Origin of the sequence: Hydrogenovibrio sp. (assembly GCF_965140365.1) — a bacterium.
GTDB lineage: Bacteria > Pseudomonadota > Gammaproteobacteria > Thiomicrospirales > Thiomicrospiraceae > Hydrogenovibrio.
The window spans coordinates 1649842-1668946 of record NZ_OZ223196.1; the positions used below are offsets into that span (position 1 = coordinate 1649842).

The 19105-nt window shown below is 50.0% G+C and carries 18 protein-coding genes; 6 read left to right on the forward strand and 12 right to left on the reverse strand.

Going from position 1 to position 19105, the window contains the following annotated elements; all coding sequences use genetic code 11:
- Window positions 1-10: 10 nt before the first annotated feature.
- Window positions 11-1453, reverse strand: a complete 1443-nt coding sequence (pcnB, locus tag AC0KH7_RS07955) for a polynucleotide adenylyltransferase PcnB (protein ID WP_472372328.1) — start codon at window positions 1451-1453, stop codon at window positions 11-13.
- Between the two features lie 297 nt (window positions 1454-1750).
- On the opposite strand from pcnB, the gene trpS reads away from it, so the two are divergent.
- The 3 genes from trpS to AC0KH7_RS07970 all read left to right on the forward strand — a co-directional run bounded on the left by trpS (window position 1751) and on the right by AC0KH7_RS07970 (window position 7468).
- Window positions 1751-2755, forward strand: coding sequence for a tryptophan--tRNA ligase (gene trpS / locus AC0KH7_RS07960; protein ID WP_472372330.1), 1005 nt, complete (start codon window positions 1751-1753; stop codon window positions 2753-2755).
- A 337-nt stretch (window positions 2756-3092) separates the two neighbouring features.
- Window positions 3093-4313 carry an efflux RND transporter periplasmic adaptor subunit gene (locus AC0KH7_RS07965; protein ID WP_472372332.1) on the forward strand — a complete coding sequence of 407 codons (1221 nt, stop codon included), beginning with the start codon at window positions 3093-3095 and terminating at the stop codon, window positions 4311-4313.
- A gap of 2 nt (window positions 4314-4315) precedes the next feature.
- On the forward strand, window positions 4316-7468 hold the full coding sequence (locus tag AC0KH7_RS07970) for an efflux RND transporter permease subunit (protein ID WP_472372334.1): 3153 nt from the start codon (window positions 4316-4318) through the stop codon (window positions 7466-7468).
- 422 nt (window positions 7469-7890) lie between these two features.
- Here AC0KH7_RS07970 and AC0KH7_RS07975 read toward each other — a convergent pair whose 3' ends face one another.
- The gene (locus tag AC0KH7_RS07975; RefSeq protein ID WP_472372335.1) at window positions 7891-9471 is read right to left on the reverse strand and encodes a SulP family inorganic anion transporter; all 1581 of its coding nucleotides are present in this window, start codon (window positions 9469-9471) and stop codon (window positions 7891-7893) included.
- A gap of 134 nt (window positions 9472-9605) precedes the next feature.
- Here AC0KH7_RS07975 and AC0KH7_RS07980 point away from each other — a divergent pair, with 134 nt between their 5' ends.
- Window positions 9606-9779 carry a hypothetical protein gene (locus AC0KH7_RS07980; RefSeq protein ID WP_472357092.1) on the forward strand — a complete coding sequence of 58 codons (174 nt, stop codon included), beginning with the start codon at window positions 9606-9608 and terminating at the stop codon, window positions 9777-9779.
- A 79-nt stretch (window positions 9780-9858) separates the two neighbouring features.
- Here the strand turns inward: AC0KH7_RS07980 and ppnP are convergent, their stop codons facing one another.
- From ppnP to aroC, 7 genes are all read right to left on the reverse strand, one after another.
- Window positions 9859-10173, reverse strand: a complete 315-nt coding sequence (gene ppnP / locus AC0KH7_RS07985) for a pyrimidine/purine nucleoside phosphorylase (RefSeq protein ID WP_472357089.1) — start codon at window positions 10171-10173, stop codon at window positions 9859-9861.
- A 65-nt stretch (window positions 10174-10238) separates the two neighbouring features.
- Window positions 10239-10694: a DUF2721 domain-containing protein gene (locus AC0KH7_RS07990; RefSeq protein WP_472357080.1), complete on the reverse strand. Its 456-nt coding sequence runs from the start codon at window positions 10692-10694 to the stop codon at window positions 10239-10241.
- Between the two features lie 34 nt (window positions 10695-10728).
- Complete coding sequence (gene gloA / locus AC0KH7_RS07995; protein WP_472372337.1) at window positions 10729-11124, reverse strand: lactoylglutathione lyase; 396 nt, start codon at window positions 11122-11124, stop codon at window positions 10729-10731.
- 9 nt (window positions 11125-11133) lie between these two features.
- Window positions 11134-11307: a hypothetical protein gene (locus AC0KH7_RS08000; RefSeq protein ID WP_472372339.1), complete on the reverse strand. Its 174-nt coding sequence runs from the start codon at window positions 11305-11307 to the stop codon at window positions 11134-11136.
- 33 nt (window positions 11308-11340) lie between these two features.
- Window positions 11341-12618 carry an O-acetylhomoserine aminocarboxypropyltransferase/cysteine synthase family protein gene (locus AC0KH7_RS08005; RefSeq protein WP_472372341.1) on the reverse strand — a complete coding sequence of 426 codons (1278 nt, stop codon included), beginning with the start codon at window positions 12616-12618 and terminating at the stop codon, window positions 11341-11343.
- Between the two features lie 454 nt (window positions 12619-13072).
- A complete protein-coding gene (locus tag AC0KH7_RS08010) occupies window positions 13073-14224 on the reverse strand; it encodes an MFS transporter (protein WP_472372343.1) in 1152 nt (383 codons plus the stop codon).
- A gap of 143 nt (window positions 14225-14367) precedes the next feature.
- The gene (aroC, locus tag AC0KH7_RS08015; RefSeq protein ID WP_472372345.1) at window positions 14368-15468 is read right to left on the reverse strand and encodes a chorismate synthase; all 1101 of its coding nucleotides are present in this window, start codon (window positions 15466-15468) and stop codon (window positions 14368-14370) included.
- 110 nt (window positions 15469-15578) lie between these two features.
- On the opposite strand from aroC, the gene AC0KH7_RS08020 reads away from it, so the two are divergent.
- Window positions 15579-16013 (forward strand): acyl-CoA thioesterase, encoded by a 435-nt coding sequence (locus AC0KH7_RS08020; protein WP_472372347.1) that lies wholly within the window; start codon window positions 15579-15581, stop codon window positions 16011-16013.
- 27 nt (window positions 16014-16040) lie between these two features.
- Here the strand turns inward: AC0KH7_RS08020 and AC0KH7_RS08025 are convergent, their stop codons facing one another.
- Window positions 16041-16427 carry a hypothetical protein gene (locus tag AC0KH7_RS08025; RefSeq protein ID WP_472372349.1) on the reverse strand — a complete coding sequence of 129 codons (387 nt, stop codon included), beginning with the start codon at window positions 16425-16427 and terminating at the stop codon, window positions 16041-16043.
- Between the two features lie 298 nt (window positions 16428-16725).
- On the opposite strand from AC0KH7_RS08025, the gene AC0KH7_RS08030 reads away from it, so the two are divergent.
- Complete coding sequence (locus AC0KH7_RS08030) at window positions 16726-17262, forward strand: hypothetical protein (RefSeq protein WP_472372351.1); 537 nt, start codon at window positions 16726-16728, stop codon at window positions 17260-17262.
- A gap of 33 nt (window positions 17263-17295) precedes the next feature.
- On the opposite strand, the gene AC0KH7_RS08035 is transcribed toward AC0KH7_RS08030, so the two are convergent.
- Both AC0KH7_RS08035 and AC0KH7_RS08040 read right to left on the reverse strand, forming a co-directional pair.
- Window positions 17296-18339 (reverse strand): NADP(H)-dependent aldo-keto reductase, encoded by a 1044-nt coding sequence (locus AC0KH7_RS08035; protein WP_472372353.1) that lies wholly within the window; start codon window positions 18337-18339, stop codon window positions 17296-17298.
- Window positions 18340-18462: 123 nt separating this feature from the next.
- Window positions 18463-18972, reverse strand: a complete 510-nt coding sequence (locus tag AC0KH7_RS08040; protein ID WP_472372355.1) for a hypothetical protein — start codon at window positions 18970-18972, stop codon at window positions 18463-18465.
- Window positions 18973-19105: the final 133 nt, after the last annotated feature.

Genomic DNA, 19105 nt, shown 5'->3' on the forward strand with positions numbered 1-19105 from the left:
GCGGTGTCTGTCAGCTATCGTCCGACGAAACCGTTTGAGCATGTTCATCCCGCCCCTGACTACGCTTGCGGTAAGGGTTTCGATTACGTCTTGGGCGACGGCGGCGGCTTTTCGGTTTTTCCACGTTATTGGCAAAGGCCACCTGGTCAACTGAATCCAATTTTTGGTATTCCGTCCACCAATCGAACACTTCTTTTAAATCGCTTTCATCACCGGCCGCGGCACGAATGCCCATAAAGTCATAGGCCGCGCGAAAACGTGGATGCTCAGACAAACGCTGAGGCCGGTTACCATGACGATTCAATAAACGAAACTGCAGACTCCAGATTTCTTTAATTTGAGAAATAAAACGTTTCGGGATCGAGGTGGAATAAATTTGCTGATCAATCACGTCGCTGGCCGCTGCAAACATAGCATCCTGGCGCGCGAAGCCCTCTGCCAAATGCTGTTCCATCCTTTGCAGCATCGGCTCCCACAGCATGGCCGCAAACAAGAAGGAAGGGTTGACGCCCTTACCGGATTGAATGCGCGCATCGGTGCTTTTCAAAGCTTCAATCACCAACATACGCGGAAAGCCTTCCGACTCTTGTGACAACAGGTGGTGTGTTTGCGGGAACAAAAAAGTGAACAGACCAAAATGACGTAACTTTTCAAACACTTCAACCGCCACGCCGCTGTGGAACAGTTTGAGTACCTCTTCAAACATCCGCGCATGCGAAACATCTTTGAGCAAGTGTCCAAGCTCGTAAATCGGCGCTTTGGTTCGTGGCTCAATTTCAAAGCCCAATTTAGCGGCAAAACGCACCGCACGGATCATCCGAACCGGGTCTTCCCGATAACGGGTTTCCGGGTCCCCAATTAAACGTAATTGGCCTTTACGCAAATCTTCCATGCCACCGGTGTAGTCCACCACTGAAAAATTGTGTATATCATAGTAAAGACTATTAACGGTGAAATCGCGACGCCAGACATCTTCATCAATGGTGCCATAAACATTATCGCGCACCAAGCGCCCGGAATCATCTACCGCACGGGTATTGTTCACCTGTTTGCGATTACCGGACTGATGCCCTTCACCCGCCCCGCGAAACGTGGCCACTTCAATCGCATTTCGTCCGAAATACACATGAGCCAACCGGAAACGCCGCCCGATCAAACGACAACGGCTTTTAAAAACACCCTTAACCTGTTCCGGTTCGGCATTCGTCACCACATCGAAATCCTTTGGCTCCAACCCCAACAAAATGTCGCGCACCCCGCCGCCGACTAAATACGCATCGTAACCGGCGCGTTTCAAACCATAGAGCACATCCAAGGCTTCTTTATCAATTTGTTTACGGGAAATGCCGTGCTGTTTGCGTTCAATAATCTTGAGTTCGGAAGGCGATTGAAATGCGGAATCTGAATCAGAGGCAGAGAAAAAGGTTTTTATTTTATGAATCAATCGTTGCATATGTTTTAAAAAAGATAGGATTTTCGAGTGGTTAAAGCAAACATTTTAACGACTTTTCCACAGACTGCAATCAAGAAGCACCCGTTTCACCTTCAAAGCACGGTAAATAAAAACGCTTATTCACCCGCCCAAGCGCCCACATAGGCCCCGAGCACTCGCTTTTTCACGGCAAAAGTGCGAAAATAAATAGTTTAATGACCAAGCCTGAGTTCAGATAAAAACATGCAGGCAACAGGTCAATACACATTTTTTGCTTTAAATCACCGGACATTTTTAACTCAACCAACGGAAAACACCATGAACAAACCGACATTATTCAGCGGCATCCAGCCTTCAGGCGACCTTATGATTGGCAACTACATCGGGTCCATCAAAAACTGGGTGCAGATGCAGGATGATTACAACTGTTTATTTTCGTTGGTCAATATGCACGCCATCACCGTTGAACAAGACCCTCAAGCGCTGGCGAAGCGCAGTCTGGATTTTGTCGCTTTGTATCTGGCCAGCGGCATCGACCCGGAAAAAAGCACCGTTTTCATCCAATCGCACGTACCGGAGCACGCCGAACTGGCCTGGTTATTAAATTGTTCTACCTACATGGGTGAACTCAACCGCATGACCCAGTTCAAGGACAAGTCACAAAAACACGCCCAGAACATCAATGTCGGCCTGTTTGACTACCCGGTTCTAATGGCGGCAGACATTTTACTGTATCAGACTGAAATGGTGCCGGTCGGTGCAGACCAAAAACAACATTTGGAACTGACCCGTGATTTGGCCGTGCGTTACAACAACCGCTTCGACCGCGAAATGTTCAAGGTACCGGAGCCGTTCATCCCACCTGCGACGTCCGGTGGGCGCATTATGAGCTTACAGGACCCGACATCAAAAATGTCTAAATCCGACGAAAACAAAAATAATTTCATCGCGTTATTGGACGACCCGAAAACCATTATCAAAAAATTCAAAAAGGCCCAAACCGATTCCGGCACGGAAATCACTTACGACGTGGAAAACAAACCCGGCGTGTCCAATCTGCTCACCATTTACTCGGTCATCAGCGGGCAGTCCATTGACGAGGTGGTTAAACAGTTTGAAGGCAAGATGTACGGTCACCTGAAAGTCGAACTGGGTGAATTGGTCGTCGACTATTTGCAACCGATCCAGGAACGTTACCACACCATTCGCAATGACGAGACCGAGCTGAAAGCCATTTTGAAAAAAGGGGCTGACACCGCACGTGAAAGCGCACAAAAAACTCTGCGCGACGTTCAAGAAGCCATTGGTTTCGTATTACCATAGCGCGATAGCGCGCGATCCTTAATTCCGTCGAAATAGCCAGGCCTGGCCGTTTTGACGGAATCAAAAGCGCCTTCCCCCGCCGCGTTCTAGGTCGAAATAAACACTGCAACGCCATATAAAGTACGGCTTCATTTAACCCTACATTTTTCAGGCTTGATTCTTTCTACTTTTTTCGCCTAAAATGTTACACATTAGTAACGCATATAATTTATAATCCAGTAACAGTTTTATTTTTGGCCTCCTCTGCCCGGTTCAGATTGAACGCCGGGCAATACAGTCGATGCCGTAATTGCTCTGATTCCTCATTTCAAGAACATAACAAATGGTAGGTAAAATAATGAAAAGTTTTACATCTCGCTCAGCACTCAAATTCAGTACCCTGGTTTTATCCGCGGGTCTTGCGGTAACACTCAGCGGATGTGACATGCTGACGGGTGGTGACGCCAAGAAAAACGCCGGTGCTGGCATGCACCGTATGCCACAAGTCGGCATTCAAAAAGCCGAACCTACCCAAGTTCCCAACTCGCTTTCATTTACCGGCCGGGCGGTGGCATCGACCATTGCCCAAGTTCGCCCACAGGTAGACGGCATCATCACCGAGCGTCTTTTTGAGGAAGGCCAGCATGTGAAAAAAGGCGAGGTTTTATACCAAATTGATGATGAAACCTATCAGGCGCTGTATGACAATGCCCAGGCTGAAATCGAAAAATCTCAAGCCTTATTGACCAATGCAGAATTGAAAGTCAAACGTAATCGCCGCCTGGTCAAGATTAATGCCGTCAGCGAACAGGTGCTGGACGATGCCATGGCGACATTACGGGAAGCCAAAGCCAACCTGGAAGCCAACAAGGCCGCTTTAAAAACCGCCGCCATCAACCTGGCCAGAACCAAGATCAAAGCGCCGGTATCCGGCATGATTGGACGCTCAACCTTCACCGAGGGGGCGCTGGTCATGAACAACCAACCAGAAGTTTTGGCCACGATCCAACAGCTTGACCCGATTTACGTCGACTTCTCCCTGCCGTCTTACTACGCCGCGATTCTAAAACGTGAAATGAAAAAGAATCCTGACATGAATATCGAAAAATTCCCAGTCACGATCAAGTTCGATAACGGCGATAAATACGAGCACACCGGGCACATCAAGCTCTCCGAATTCAGTGTCGATGAATCCACCGACACCATCATTCTCAGAACCGAATTCGACAACCCGGACACACAATTGCTACCCGGCATGTTTATCCGTGGTTCGGTGATGACCGGCTACCGCGAAAACGTTTATCTTGTACCGTCATTGGCATTGAGTCGCGATGCTCTAGGTCATGCCTTTGTAATGGTTTTGGCACAAGACGGTACCGTCACCGTTCGCCCGGTCAAGGAAGATGGCTTATATCAAGAAAGCTGGGTGATCACTGACGGCTTAAAGCCAGGGGATCAAGTCATTATCAAAGGCCTGCAATTTATCCGTCCGGGCGTGAAGGCGGCCGTTATGGGAGCAAAACCCGCTGCTGAACCAAAAGCCGACACAGCACCGCAAAATGCTAAGGAAGGGAAATAAACATGGCATCAGAAAAGCTTAGTAAAACCCGTCGCAGCTTTGCGACCCACTTCATTGACCGCCCGGTCACGGCTTGGGTAATCGCTTTTTTGGTCATGATTGCCGGGGTAATCTCCATCAAAAGCTTGCCAGTTTCCCAGTTTCCGTCCATCGCACCGCCGATGATCAGCGTTCAGGCCACCTACCCTGGTGCCTCTGCACAAGTCATTGAGGATACGGTAACCCAGGTTATCGAAAATAAAATGAAAGGTTTGGACGGCTTACTGTATATGGCTTCAACCAGTGAATCGACTGGGCAAGCTGAAATCAAACTCTTCTTTAAAAATGGCACCGATGCCGACATCGCCCAAATGCAGATTCAAAACAAGCTGCAATCGGCCATGTCTTCCATCCCAGAAGCCGTTCAAAAGCAAGGGATACAAGTTGCCAAAACCGCACGCAACTTTTTGATGGTCGTGGCCATGGTCTCGCCCGATAAAAGCCTGACGGCAATCGACCTCGGCGATTATATCGCCACTCATATCATTGACCAGATCAGCCGTGTCGAAGGGGTGGGCGAAACCTTACAGTTCAGTGCCGAATACGCCATGCGCGTCTGGCTCGACCCTCTCCAACTGGCGAAATATAAATTAACGTCAACCGATGTCGTCAATGCCATCCGGGCGAACAATGCCGTGGTCACCGCCGGGCAGTTGGGGGCCATTCCAGCGGTTAAAGATCAACCGATTAACGTAACCGTCAACCTGCAAAGCCGCTTGAAGTCGGTGGACGATTTCCGCAACGTCATCATCAAAACCGATGAAAATGGAGCGGCCATTACCGTTGGCGATATTGGTCGCGTGGAAGTCGGTGCGAACACTTACAGCAAACTGGCGCGTTATGAAGGGACTCCGGCCGCCGGTTTTGCGGTTAAAATCACTCCTTCCGCCAATGCATTGGAAACAGCCGAGCGCGTCAAAAAACGTATGGCGGAATTATCTCAAATCTTCCCGGAAGGTATGGACTACCTCTTACCCTACGACACCACGCCATTCATTCAAATTTCCATCGAATCGGTGATTCAAACCTTAATTGAAGCCGTGATTCTGGTGGTATTGATCATGTACCTGTTCCTTGGGAATATCCGTGCCACCTTTATTCCAACCATTACCGTGCCCGTGGTATTGTTGGGAACGTTTGGCGTCCTGGCCTTTTTCGGATACTCCATCAACACCCTCACCATGTTTGCCATGGTCCTCGCTATCGGGCTCCTGGTGGACGACGCCATTGTCGTGGTGGAAAACGTCGAGCGGGTGATGCACGAAGAAGGGCTCCCGGCCAAAGAAGCGACGCGCCGTTCCATGAACCAGATTTCCGGTGCCCTAATCGGCATTGGTTTGGTTCTGAGTGCCGTCTTCCTGCCGATGGCCTTCTTCCCGGGGTCCGCCGGGGTCATTTACCAACAGTTTGCCGTCACCATCGTATCGGCTATGGTCCTGTCGGTCATGGCGGCGTTTATTTTAACGCCGGCCTTGTGTGCCACCATTCTAAAACCCGTGGATAAGGAAAAAGAAGCCCGTGGATTCTTTGGTTGGTTTAACCGCAATTTCGCGCGCGCCACCAACGGTTATGGCCGTGGCGTTCAGGGCATTATCAAACGCCGTTATTTCTTTATGTTGGTTTACGCGCTGATCGTGGGCGCAACCGGCTACTTGTACATGAAAACCCCATCCGGTTTCTTACCGGATGAAGACCAAGGGTTTATGTTCACCCAAATCATGATGCCGTCCGGCGCCACACGTGAACAAACGCTTGAGGTGGTCAAGCAAGTGGAAAACCACTTCCTGACCACAGAACGCGAGAACATCGACAGTCTATTCACGGTACTTGGCTTTAACTTTTCCGGCACCGGTCAGAACACGGCCATCGCCTTTATCAACTTGAAACCTTGGTCGGAACGTTCCAGCCCGGCACAAAGCGTCAAAGCCATCGCCGGACGCGCCATGGCCAAGTTCGGCCAAATCAAGGAAGGCATGGTATTCGCATTCGGCCCGCCACCGGTTCTAGAGTTGGGGAATGCTACCGGTTTCAACCTCTACGTGAAGGACAATGCCGGTCTTGGACGCGATAAACTCTACGATGCCCGAAACCAGGTGCTGGGCATGGCGAGCCAGAACCCGGACCTGATTGGTGTTCGCCCGAACGGCCAGGAACCAGCGCCGGTACTGGAAATGAAAGTCGACAAACAAAAAGCCGAAGCTTTAGGCTTGAAAATCGAAGACATCAATACGGCGCTGTCCGTCGCTTGGGGGAGTGCTTATGTGGATGACTTCATCAAGCAAGGCAAAGTGAAACAAATTTACGTGCAATCGGATGCGCCTTACCGGATGCTTCCGGAGAATATGCAGGATTGGTACGTTCGCAACGACCAGGGCGAAATGATTCCGGCCACCGCCTTCCTGACCACTCAGTGGACCAAGGAATCGCCGAAATTGGAACGCTATAACGGGGTGCCTGCTTTGCAAATCCTCGGGATGTCGCCACCCAACATCAGCTCCGGTCAGGCCATGCAAACGGTCGAGCAAATTGCACAAACCCTGCCGAAAGGCATTGGCATCGAATGGACCGGTTTGTCTTACGAAGAAAAAGCGGCCGGTTCCAAAGCCACCCTGCTTTATGCTCTGTCGATTCTGGTGGTCTTCCTGTGTTTGGCCGCCCTGTACGAAAGTTGGAGTTTGCCGGTTTCGGTTATGCTGATTGTACCCTTAGGTGCGTTGGGCACCCTGGTGGCCGCGAACTTCTTCCAGATGCCGAGCGACATTTATTTCCAAGTGGGCTTATTGACAATCGTCGGTCTGGCGACCAAAAACGCCATCCTGATTGTCGAGTTCTCTAAAGAATTGGTGGAAGACGGTGTCGAAGCCGTTGAAGCCAGTATCCGAGCCGCAAAAATGCGTTTAAGACCGATTCTGATGACCTCTCTGGCCTTCGGTTTCGGGGTTCTACCATTGGCGTTGAGTTCGGGCGCCGGTTCCGGTGCGCACCATGCGATCGGGATCGGGGTATTGGGCGGAATGGTCAGTGCCACCGCACTGGGTATCTTCCTGGTACCAATGTTCTTCGTTGTGATGCAGCAATGGTTTGCCAAGAAATTGAGCAAGCCGGCCGCGGAATAACGAAGGCAGACAGTTTTAAGTTTTCTTTCGATTGCCCGTCAAAAACCGCCAGGCCTTTATACCCTTTAGGGTGTGGTGGTTTTTGATGGGCTTTTTTATACCCCCTTTTCAATCACACACCGTAACGGATTGGCCCGGCAGCCATCGCAAACCGAAAGCCCTCATTCTTAACCGGCTTAAGACATGGGCCAAGAATCACCCAAGACAACCTTACCGTCCTGACTAGCCCGCCCCTTCGTAATAATGGCATCGCACGACTTTAAACCTATGCCCCACCTTTTCTCCCTCTCGTCTGATAAACGATAAGCCCCGATGAGTAGGAACCGACCTTTATCTAGCAGATATAAAAAAACCCGTAGACGATAACGCCTACGGGGTTCATGGATAAGATAGCCGGCGACTAAACGTTAGCTCAGACGCATTTATTTGCCAAGTGACACATGGTAGTGTGGGTCTTCAGACACATTGACTTCCACCAAGTCTCGGGCTTCGTCCAATAGATTTTGGCACTCGGGACTCAAGTGCTTCAGTACGATTTTCTTGCCTTCCGCTTTGTATTTTTTCGTCAGGCTATCAATGGCTTCCACCCCAGTATGATCGTACACTCGGGAATGCTGAAAATCGATATGCACACATTCCGGATCGTTTTTTGGATTAAACATATCAATAAAGTTCTGGGACGAAGCAAAGAACAAAGGCCCGTAAACCTTATAGATTTTGCCTTGTCGACCGTCTTCGGACGTCATTTCCGAGGTTTCCACCATGACTCTTTGCGCGTGCTGCCATGCGAATACCAATGCCGACACAACCACACCGGCAATCACCGCCACCGCCAAGTCGAAAATCACCGTCAAAACGGTTACCAACACCATCACAAAAGCATCCATCTTGCTCATGCCGCGCATGATATTCCAGCTCGACCAGTTAAAAGTGGCAATCACCACAAAAAACATCAAACCAACCAAGGCACCAATCGGGACCATCTCAATCCAGGGAGCCGCAATTAACACGATCACCAGCAAGCCAAGCGCCGCCGTAATACCGGACAAGCGCCCGGTACCACCGGAGCTGACGTTAATCATCGACTGGCCAATCAGGGCACAGCCCCCCATGGTGCCAAACGTACCCGCGGTACAGTTAGCCGCCCCCAGCGCGATACATTCACGATTACCTTTGCCGCGGGTTTCGGTAATATCGTCAATCAACGTCATCGTCAACAGCGACTCCACCGAGCCGATAATGGTCAAAATAATCGCATATGGCAAAATAATCCAAAGCGTTTCCAAACTGAAAAAGTTGTCCGGCAAAGCCATCATCCAGGTCATGCCCTGAAAACCGTTTTCCGTCCCATCACCGAATACCAGCGATTCCAAGGTGCCCGACACGGCCGCCTTATCGCCCACCGTAACGGTATTCATATCAAAGAAAATCACCGCCAAGGTGACCAGTACTATCGCCGCCAAAGCCGACGGCACCGCCTTCGTCAAACGGGGCAGCAAGTAAATAATCGCCATGGTCGCCGCAATAATCCCCATCATGATGTACAGACTGTTACCGGATAACCAATCCCCATCCGAATCCTTAAACTGGGTGAACTGAGCAATCAAGATGACCAGTGCCAAACCGTTAACAAACCCGAGCATGACCGGACTCGGCACCATGCGGATAAACCGCCCCCACTTCATCCAACCGATGAATATCTGAAACACCCCCATCATAATGACCGCCGCAAACAAATAGGTGGCGCCGTGTTCCATCACCAAATGCATCATCACCACCGCCAGCGAACCGGCCGCCGCGGAAATCATACCCGGCCGGCCGCCGAACATGGACGTAATAAAACCAACAATAATGGCGGCGTATAACCCAACCAAAGGGTGAACTCCAGCGACGAAAGCAAAGGCCACCGCTTCCGGCACCAGAGCCAGCGAAACGGTAATGCCCGACAAAGTGTCAGCTTTGTATTTACGCCAATCAAAGGCGCTTGAGGGAGACTGAGTCATCTTGAATCCTTTCTTTTGAAAACCGCGCAAATTCTAACAGAAAAAGCGTAAAATGATGCGTTTTATCCCGGTCAAGGCTTAAAACCAAACCGCAAAAAACCTTTAAAAACAAATGGAAAAACAAAGGGCATCTTATGTGGATTAACCATATCGGTGAAATCATGATGGGCGTTTTCATCCTGCTCATCGCCGCGCATTTCGGACTGCACTTCTACTTTAAGTCCGTCAAACGCAAAAAAGCCAAACAACAAAAAACCGCATCGGCCACGGACTCGAGCCCGCCGTCGGACAAGGAACCTAACGAATAGGTTGATTAAAAACGCCCAGGCCTGGGCGTTTTTGGTATAACGAAAATACGACGCTGAATCCCGTCGTTAAAACGAAAACTTACTCGATGTAAGAACAGCAATAATCGGCAACGGTGTTCACTTTGATGCCGAATTTCGAGTTGGCCGGCACATTAAAGGTTTCTCCCCCAACCAATGTTTGCCACTCGGTTTCACCCGGCAACAACACTTCAACTTCTCCAGCCAGCATTTCCATGATCTCGGCCGCTTCCGTGCCAAACTCATACTCACCCGGCAATAGGATACCTAAGGTTTTCTTACTGCCGTCCGCAAACAGCAACGTACGGCTGGTCACTTTTCCATCGTAGTAAATATTCGCCGCTTTGACAGCGGTAACGTTTTCAAACTGAGACATGGCCCATCCTTATTTCAGACACAAAAAAGAAACGTATTATAGCGGAAGCCATTCAGAAAAAGACGTTAACGCAACGAATGGGAAGCGTAATAAATCTCACGCAGGAAAATTAGCAACCCCACAATCAAGGATGCCATCGCCAAAATAAACAACACCGCGATGAACAACGAACCGTTGAACGCGAAGAACGCGCTCAGAAACATGATCATAATCACCAGCGCCACCAACAAAGCGGTCATGGTACAGGCCAGAATGGCATGATTGAGATAACGACGACGCCGTTCCAGGAAGTCCAACCGCTGGCGAATTTCGCTGGAACGCCGGTCAATCGGGCTTTGGGCTTTTTCCATCATCAGAATATTACTCAATTCTTCCGACTTGGATACGATGCGTGACAAACGCCCGACTAACACCCCGAGCAAGCTACCGATACCGGCCAATAAAAACACCGGCGCCACGGAAAGCTGAATCAAATGTGACACCGTATTCACAGGCACGGCATCGGAAAACAACTCGGTCATGAAATCCCTATCTATGCTTTAAAAAGAACACGCCTTACCAACGTTGATGATCCGCACCGATAAACTCGATCTGGTAGCCATCCGGGTCTTCGGCAAATGCAATAATGGTACTACCAGCATTCATCGGCCCCGCTTCACGAATGATTTTGCCACCCGCCGCTTTCACCGCGTCCGCCGCCTGATACACATCGTCCACTTCAATGGCGATATGTCCATACCCTTCCCCCAAGTCGTACGAGGAAACGTCCCAGTTATAGGTCAATTCCAAAACCGTGTTGTTCTCTTCATCCCCATACCCCAAAAAGGCCAGGGTGAATTCGCCTTTCGGGTAATCCTTACGGCGTAATAACTTCATTCCCAAGACGTCGGTATAAAACTGAATCGATTTTTCCAAGTCACCCACTCGCAACATGGTATGCAATAAACGCATGCAAACTCCTCACACTAATTCGTTTTCATTTTTCGGTTTCAAAAACAGCAATACGACCAGCGCCAACGGGCCGAATAAAATACCCAGCACCGCCCACGCATACGGAGAGCGCCCTTTCATTTCCGCCAGCTTCATGCAAATAATGCCGATAACCAGCAGCAACAGTAACCATAGTAAATGCATTTTAACGCCCTCCTAGTTCAAGAAGCGGCCGATTTAAACGCTGACTTTCTCCAACGCTTGCTCGATATCCGCAATGATATCATCTATGTGCTCAATGCCAATGGACAAACGCACCAAATCTTCCGACACCCCGGCTTTTTCCAATTCTTCCGGACTCAACTGGCGGTGAGTGGTGGTCGCCGGGTGGCACGCCAGCGATTTGGCATCGCCGATATTCACCAAACGCAGAATCATCTGTAAGGCATCGATAAACTGACCGCCGGCTTCGCGCCCGCCTTTAATGCCAAAGCTCAAAATACCGGAACCGGAGCCTTTGGTAGTCTTCATACAGACTTCGTGATATTTGTCATCCGGCAAAGACGCATAATTCACCCAGGACACTTTTGGGTGTTTCTTCAAATATTCAGCCACTTTCAGGGTGTTCTCACAATGGCGCTCCATGCGCAGCCCCAGGGTTTCCAAGCCCTGCAACAGCAAGAAGGCACTGTGCGCCGACAAAGCTGCACCGGTATTGCGCAACGGCACCACGCGGCAACGGGCAATAAAGGCTGCCGCACCAATGTCACGCGTATAACTCACGCCATGATAAGACGGATCCGGGTCATTCAACATCGGGAAACGGTCTTTATTCGCCACCCAGTCGAATTTTCCGGAATCAATGACAATGCCGCCCAAGGTCGTGCCGTGCCCGCCGACAAACTTGGTCAAAGCGTGAATGACAATGTCCGCGCCCAAATCAATCGGACGGCACAAATACGGCGTCGCCACCGTGTTATCCACCATCAACGGCAAACCGTGCTTATGCGCGATTTCCGCCAGGCGTGCCACATCCACCACATTACCGGCCGGATTCCCGATGGATTCACAGAAAATGGCACGCGTTTTATCGTCAATCGCCGCTTCAAAAGCGTCGTAATCGTCCGCCTTCACCATTCGCACTTCAATCCCCTGACGCGGAAACGTATGCGCAAACAGATTATAAGTGCCGCCATACAACTGGCTGGTACTGACAATGTTGTCCCCGGCCTGGGCAATGGTTTGAATGGCATAGGTAATCGCCGCCATACCGGTGGCGAGCGCCAACCCTGCCACACCGCCTTCCATTTCCGCCATGCGTTTTTCCAACACATCACACGTCGGGTTCATAATACGGCTGTAAATATTGCCAGGCACTTTCAAATCAAACAAATCCGCACCGTGTTGCGTGTCGTCAAAGGTATAAGACGTGGTTTGGTAAATAGGTACAGCGGCCGATTTCGTCGTACTTTCCGATTCATACCCGTGATGCAGAGCGATGGATTCCAGTTTCATATTGATCCTTTATAAGTTAGCGAGGCAATGCCATACCTTAACCCACTCGGAATGGAAAGCCGGTTAAGACATTGTTATTGCAATTATTTTATTGTTTTCAATGCCATGCCAGTGAACCTATATTAAAAATTTTCATCTCAACACGATAAAAATTAATACTTTATTTTCAATAACATAGATATTTTAAATACCCTTAATACTAGTGATATTTCCGTAATCTGTCAAATGGATTCTAGCAGCCTGTCGGACTTAAATGATCGATGCGAAAGAAAGTCTGGCTTGCGTCAGTTTTCGTTCAATTTTGAGGCGAATAGCCCGCTATTGAACGAAAAATTGGGCCAAAAATGGTCAAGTCCAGCTTTTTTGCAGCCGATTGGCTTAAGTCCGACAGGCTGCTTGCCAAATCATCCACCCCAAAAACCACCAGGCCTGGGCAAAACCGCATTAGGCACCATCAAGGGTTTGTCACCCATTTTTGCGCAATGCCGATGGCCAACACCACCGCCAGCGCACTCACGCCAAAGGCCCAATCCGCGCCGCCGGCATACCAGGCATAACCGGCCGCCAACATCCCCAAAGCCCCGCCCAATCCATGACTGGCGGAGGCATAAATCGCCTGCCCTTTGCTTTGGTTATCACCATAAAAATGGTGGTCGATCAGATAAATCGCCGCGGCATGGAACAGACCGTAACTGGCGGCATGCAACAATTGCGCAAACGCCAACAACGGCCAGCTGTCGGGAACTAAAGGAATCATCCCCCAGCGCAACAGCGTCAACACCAGGCTGACCATTAACAGCGTTTTGACCCGAAAGTGCCGGAACAACGGCACCATCCAGAAAAATACCACAATTTCCGCCAGCACGCCCAAAGCCCACAACCAGGCGATGGCATTTTTGCTGTAACCGTGTTCGTCCAAGAAAATGCTGTAAAAGCTGTAATAGGTGCCGTGCGAGAATTGAATCAGAATACTCGCCACCAGCAAACTCGCCACCCAGGGTTGCTTGATAATCGCCCAAAATGAACTGGCGTGGTCTTCGTGCCGCACCATGGAATGTTCCTGCACCGCAAAGGTCGCCAGCCAGATCACCACGGCCAAGCCCACCAAGGTCCACGGCAAGGTCGCGATCGACCAGGCCTCTATCTGCCACCCCAGCCATAACACGGCTGCAATAAACCCGACCGACCCCCACAGCCGCACCAAGCCATAGCGTTCCTTCACGCCTTTCAAGGTGGTGAACGTATAGGATTCAAATAATGGCAAAGCGGAATGAAAAAAGAACCCGAAGCCAAACACCGTCAACAACAAGCCCAGAAACGAATCGGTGGTCACAAAGCCAACTGAGAACACCACGGTTAAAAACGCCGTCCAGCGCAACCAGAAAATCGGTCGGCCGGTTTTATCCGCCAACCAGCCTAAGACATTCGGCGCCACGATTTTAGTAGCGATGAACATCGCCATCAGTTGGCCGATTTGAATGGCGTTGAAAGACAGCGACTGATAATACAAGCCGATATACGGAATCAGGCCGCCGAACAACATGAAATAGAAAAAGTAAAAACTGGAAAGCTTTGGATAGGCTTGTCGATAAAGCTGTTCCGGCATGCAAGCTCCTCAGAGACTCGAAAACATCACACCCGTTTGCAACGGGCGCGTCTCGAACCATGATCGAGATTTATAAAACATCATTGGCTCGAGCCGAATTTGAAATAGAAAAATAAAACTCAATGAGCTGAGATTAGGTGAAATTAGGCTTCCGGATGCGCCAAATCCATAATCGGCGGCACCACATCTCCGTTTTGGGCACGGTTTCGCATAAAATGATCCATCAGCACCAACGCCACTTTCGCCTCGGCAATCGGCGTGGCGCGAATACCCACGCAAGGGTCGTGACGGCCTTTGGTAACCATTTCGACTGCTTCGCCGTCGCGGTTAATGCTGCGCCCCGGCGTCATAATGCTGGACGTCGGTTTCAAAGCGATGTGCGCAATGATGTCCTGCCCAGTGGAAATACCGCCCAGAATGCCACCGGCATGATTGGAATCAAAGCCTTCCGGCGTCATCTCATCGCGGTGTTCGGTGCCGCGTTGCGCAGCGACGGCAAACCCATCGCCGATTTCCACGCCCTTCACCGCATTGATGCTCATGAGCGCATGCGCCAAATCGGCATCCAAACGGTCAAACACCGGCTCGCCCAACCCAACCGGCACATTCTTCGCCACGATGGAAATTTTCGCGCCGACGGAATCCTTCTGCTTCAGCAGATTGTCCATGTATTCGCGGATTTCTTCTTTTTTGACCGGGTCCGGGCAAAAATATTCGTTATCGTTATCGAACGGCCAAGTCACGTTTTCCACCGTAATCGGCCCCAACTGTGACAGATAGCCTCTGATTTCAATGCCCAAACGCTCTTTTAAATATTTCTTAGCAATCGCACCGGCTGCCACGCGCATGGCGGTTTCACGCGCGGAAGAACGCCCGCCGCCGCGATAATCACGCACGCCGTATTTCTGAGTGTAAGTGTAATCGGCATGCGCCGGACGAAAGGTTTCCGCCACTTTGGAATAATCTTTAGAACGCTGATCGGTGTTATGAATCAGCAAGCCAATCGGCGTGCCGGTGGTTTTGCCTTCGAACACGCCGGAAAGAATCTGCACCTTGTCGTCTTCGCGGCGCGCCGTGGCGTGTTTTGACGTGCCTGGTTTGCGACGATCCAATTCAACCTGAATGTCCTCTTCTGTCAATTCCAGTCCCGGAGGACAGCCATCGATAATCGCACCCAACGCGATTCCATGGCTTTCACCGAAGGTGGTCACACAAAAATTTTTCCCTAACGTATTGCCCGACATAATTTACTTTCTCGAATTTCTTTCATGGAATTCTGCATTATACTAGGAGTCACGCCAAATTACCTCAATGAACCACAAGAATGAACCTTAAGCTTAGTCAGGCCAACGCAATGAACTCATCGCTCAAATGGCGGCATCCCAAGCCTTTTATCGAAAACCATATCGTCACCGAAGACGAAATTGACTTTCTCAATCACGTCAACAATAAAGTCTATTTAAACTGGATGGAACACATCGCCTGGCAACACAGTCTGGCGGTAGGCATCGACGAGTCGGTACAACGCCAAGTCGGAAAAATCATGGTGGTGCGCCAGCATGAACTCAACTACCGTGCCGCCTGTTACCTGGACGACGAATTGCAAATTGGCACTTGGGTCGGCGAGCAGATCGGCTGCTGCCAACGTCGGCGCTACTATCAGATTTTCCGCCTATCGGATGGTCAGGAAGTGTTTTTCGGCCACACACAATGGGCCTGCATGAATCTCAAAACCCACCAGGCCTGCAAAGTACCACCGGAATTCATTACGCCGTATGAATCGCCGTAATGCGGCATACTCTCATTTATTGCTCATTTATTGCTCAGACAAGGTCACGATTAAGCCTTTATTGGAAAACCAATAACCACGCCCCATGCCACTGTTGGCCATGGTGCCCGGAATATTGTGCTGCCCACGCACCAAAGTACCCACCGGAACGGTTTGCCCCTCATACTGGCACTGCGGCGTCTGCAAGGTATACTCATAACGTCGATGACGCTTATTCAACACCGCCGTTCCCTCGATAATGCACCCTTTCGCCTTACCGTTAATCACTTCCAGTTTCACCGGCAACGGATTTTGCGGTGTAGCATCCCCGTAAAGACCATTCAAAAAAATCGCTCTCGTTTCCTCCGCTTCAACCGCCACCGGCAACCCCAGCATACTCACAACCATCCCAATGCCTAAGTGTTTGAACCCCATAACCGCTCCTTGTAATCAATTCAAAATCGCTTTAAGTCGTCAACACTGAATACAGCGATACCAAACCTATCCTAACGCCGCCCGACTTTAAAAAGATAATAGAATATAATGAGATACTAATAAGTATTCGTAATAAGCCGTATGCAGACACCCTCAAAGCATTTGATTTCTTAAAAGATTCTCTTGGCAAGACGTAAACGATTGCTTACACTTTAACCGAAAGTCCCACGACAGCGGCAACGGCGCCAGACTCGTCCGACAAAACGGTTTTTATAATCGAATCATTAAGAGACTGAGCATGTTAAGCATTGAACCCGGCGCACGCCAAACCTACATCGAACACCTGTGTTTTATCATCCCCTTAAAACCGTTACGCAATACCCCCAATGTGCAGTTTTTCAGCGTTGAAGGCGTCACCGACGGCCTGGCGGGCGTGGATTTGGTGATTCACGAACCGGGCGGAAAAAGCCCATTAATTGCCGGTGACGACACCTGGTATTGGTACATGCACACCGACCAAGAAGATAAACTGGTGGTGCATCAAGGCAAGCGTTTAGTGGAGTTGTATTCGGAAAAGCACGGTCAGGTGGAACGCTTTGAAGTCACCGCCGATGCGGTCTATCACAACGGCGATAAAATTCACGACGGCGCCGCCATTCTCGGCTGGGAACCTTATGTTTTCCACCGCGTGCATTCACCGGAAGGCAGTTTGTCCACCAACTACGCCAAGCGTTTACAAGGCTTCGACCTCGACACCAATTTCAATATCTATCAACTCGATACCGCATCCGGTGCCTATGACGTGGCGCGTTTAGGCGCATTGGACCAACCTTAAAACCGGTTAATCCCAACGCGAACGATTAGACCATCAAGGCGATGGAATGGTGTATTGCGCGTGAATACGCTCGATTTGATACAACACTTCATCGCTTAACTGGACGTGAATGCTGTCGATGTTCTCTTTCAACTGTTCCATGGTGGTCGCGCCAATGATGTTCGCCGTCAAGAACGGGCGGCTGTTGATAAACGCCAGTGCCAATTGCGTCGGCGTCAAACCGTTACCGCGCGCCAAGGCCGCATACAGTTCGGTCGCTTTCACCGCATTGTCGTTGGAATAACGGTCGTAATGCGGAAACAAATTCAAACGCGCATTCGCCGCCGCCGAATCGTTTAAATACTTGCCACTCAGCACCCCGAAGCCCAAGGGTGAATACGCCAACAAACCGACGTTTTCGCGGTGCGACACTTCCGCCAGCCCCACTTCATAACTGCGGTTCAACAAACTGTACGGATTCTGCACCGTCACAATCTTGCTCAAATCATGTTGCTCGGCCAACTGCAAAAATTTCATCGTGCCCCACGGCGTTTCGTTCGACAAACCGATGTGGCGGATTTTGCCCTGGTTAACGAACTGCGTCAGCACTTCCAGCGTTTCTTCCATTGGCGTCAGGTCGCTCGGGTCTTCCCCCGCTTCATAGCCCAACTGACCGAAAAAGTTGGTGTTGCGCTCCGGCCAATGCAGTTGATACAAATCCAGATAATCGGTTTTCAAACGCTTCAAAGACGCATCCAAGGCCTGCGTAATCTGCTCGCGGTTGAAACGGCTTTTGCCACCGCGAATGTGTTGTGAAATTTCCGACGGCCCCGCCATTTTCGACGCCAAGACGATTTCATTTCGCTTGCCGGTCTTCGCCAGCCAGTTACCGATGATTTCCTCGGTTCGGCCATAGGTTTCAGCACGTGGTGGCACGGCATACAATTCGGCCGTATCCCAGAAATTCACGCCCTGATCCAAAGCGTAATCCATCTGTTCAAACGCCTCTTCTTGCGTATTTTGCTCGCCCCAGGTCATGGTGCCCAAGCAAATGCGGCTGACCTGAATATCGGAATGTCCTAACGCGTTGTAAAGCATGACGCCTCCTAATGAGTTGAATCTTTGGTTTGAATCGTTATCGAACTTGGCTGAATTTTGCTTGATTAATAACGACTTTTCACCCAACCGCTTTATCTATGAAACAGCCAGGCCTGGTCAAAATCAAGGCATTTTAATGCCGGTCGGTTCGTCTTCCTGTCCGCGACGTTCGCGGTCTTCCAACCGCCAACGGCGAATCAGGTTATGGATGTAAATCAACAACACAAAAAACGCCGTGGACACCACGCCCAGAATCAACAAAGTCCAATTCTCCGCCGGCACCGTTTCCAGCAGAATCAGTTTTCGGATAATCACCACAAAGGCGATTTCCAAAAACGTCAGTGCATACACGAAACTGTCCTTGATAAACAGCGCCTTCACAATCGCCAGAACGATCAGCGTGAACAATGCATCCGTCAGCAGAATTTTCATCGACGGAAAATTCAATGCGCCTTGATGCGATAAAAACTCGAACAACTTGCTCGAAATACTGAACAGGCACGCAGCCAGATACACAATCATAAAAATCGTCAGAATGATTCGCAACACATTGACGGACTTTTTGAGTTGCTCCTCAAAATCTTCTTGAAAAAAGTGATTAGCCTTTTTCAAAAACGCATACAGTGATGACATCTTTTAAAACACCTTAACACCCGAGAACCGGGCCATAAAACATAGGAAGGAAGAAATTTATTGTAGCAGATTCATGCCCGCACCAATAACGAAAATCACCAGGCCTGGTGATTTTTAGGTATTACTTTATAAT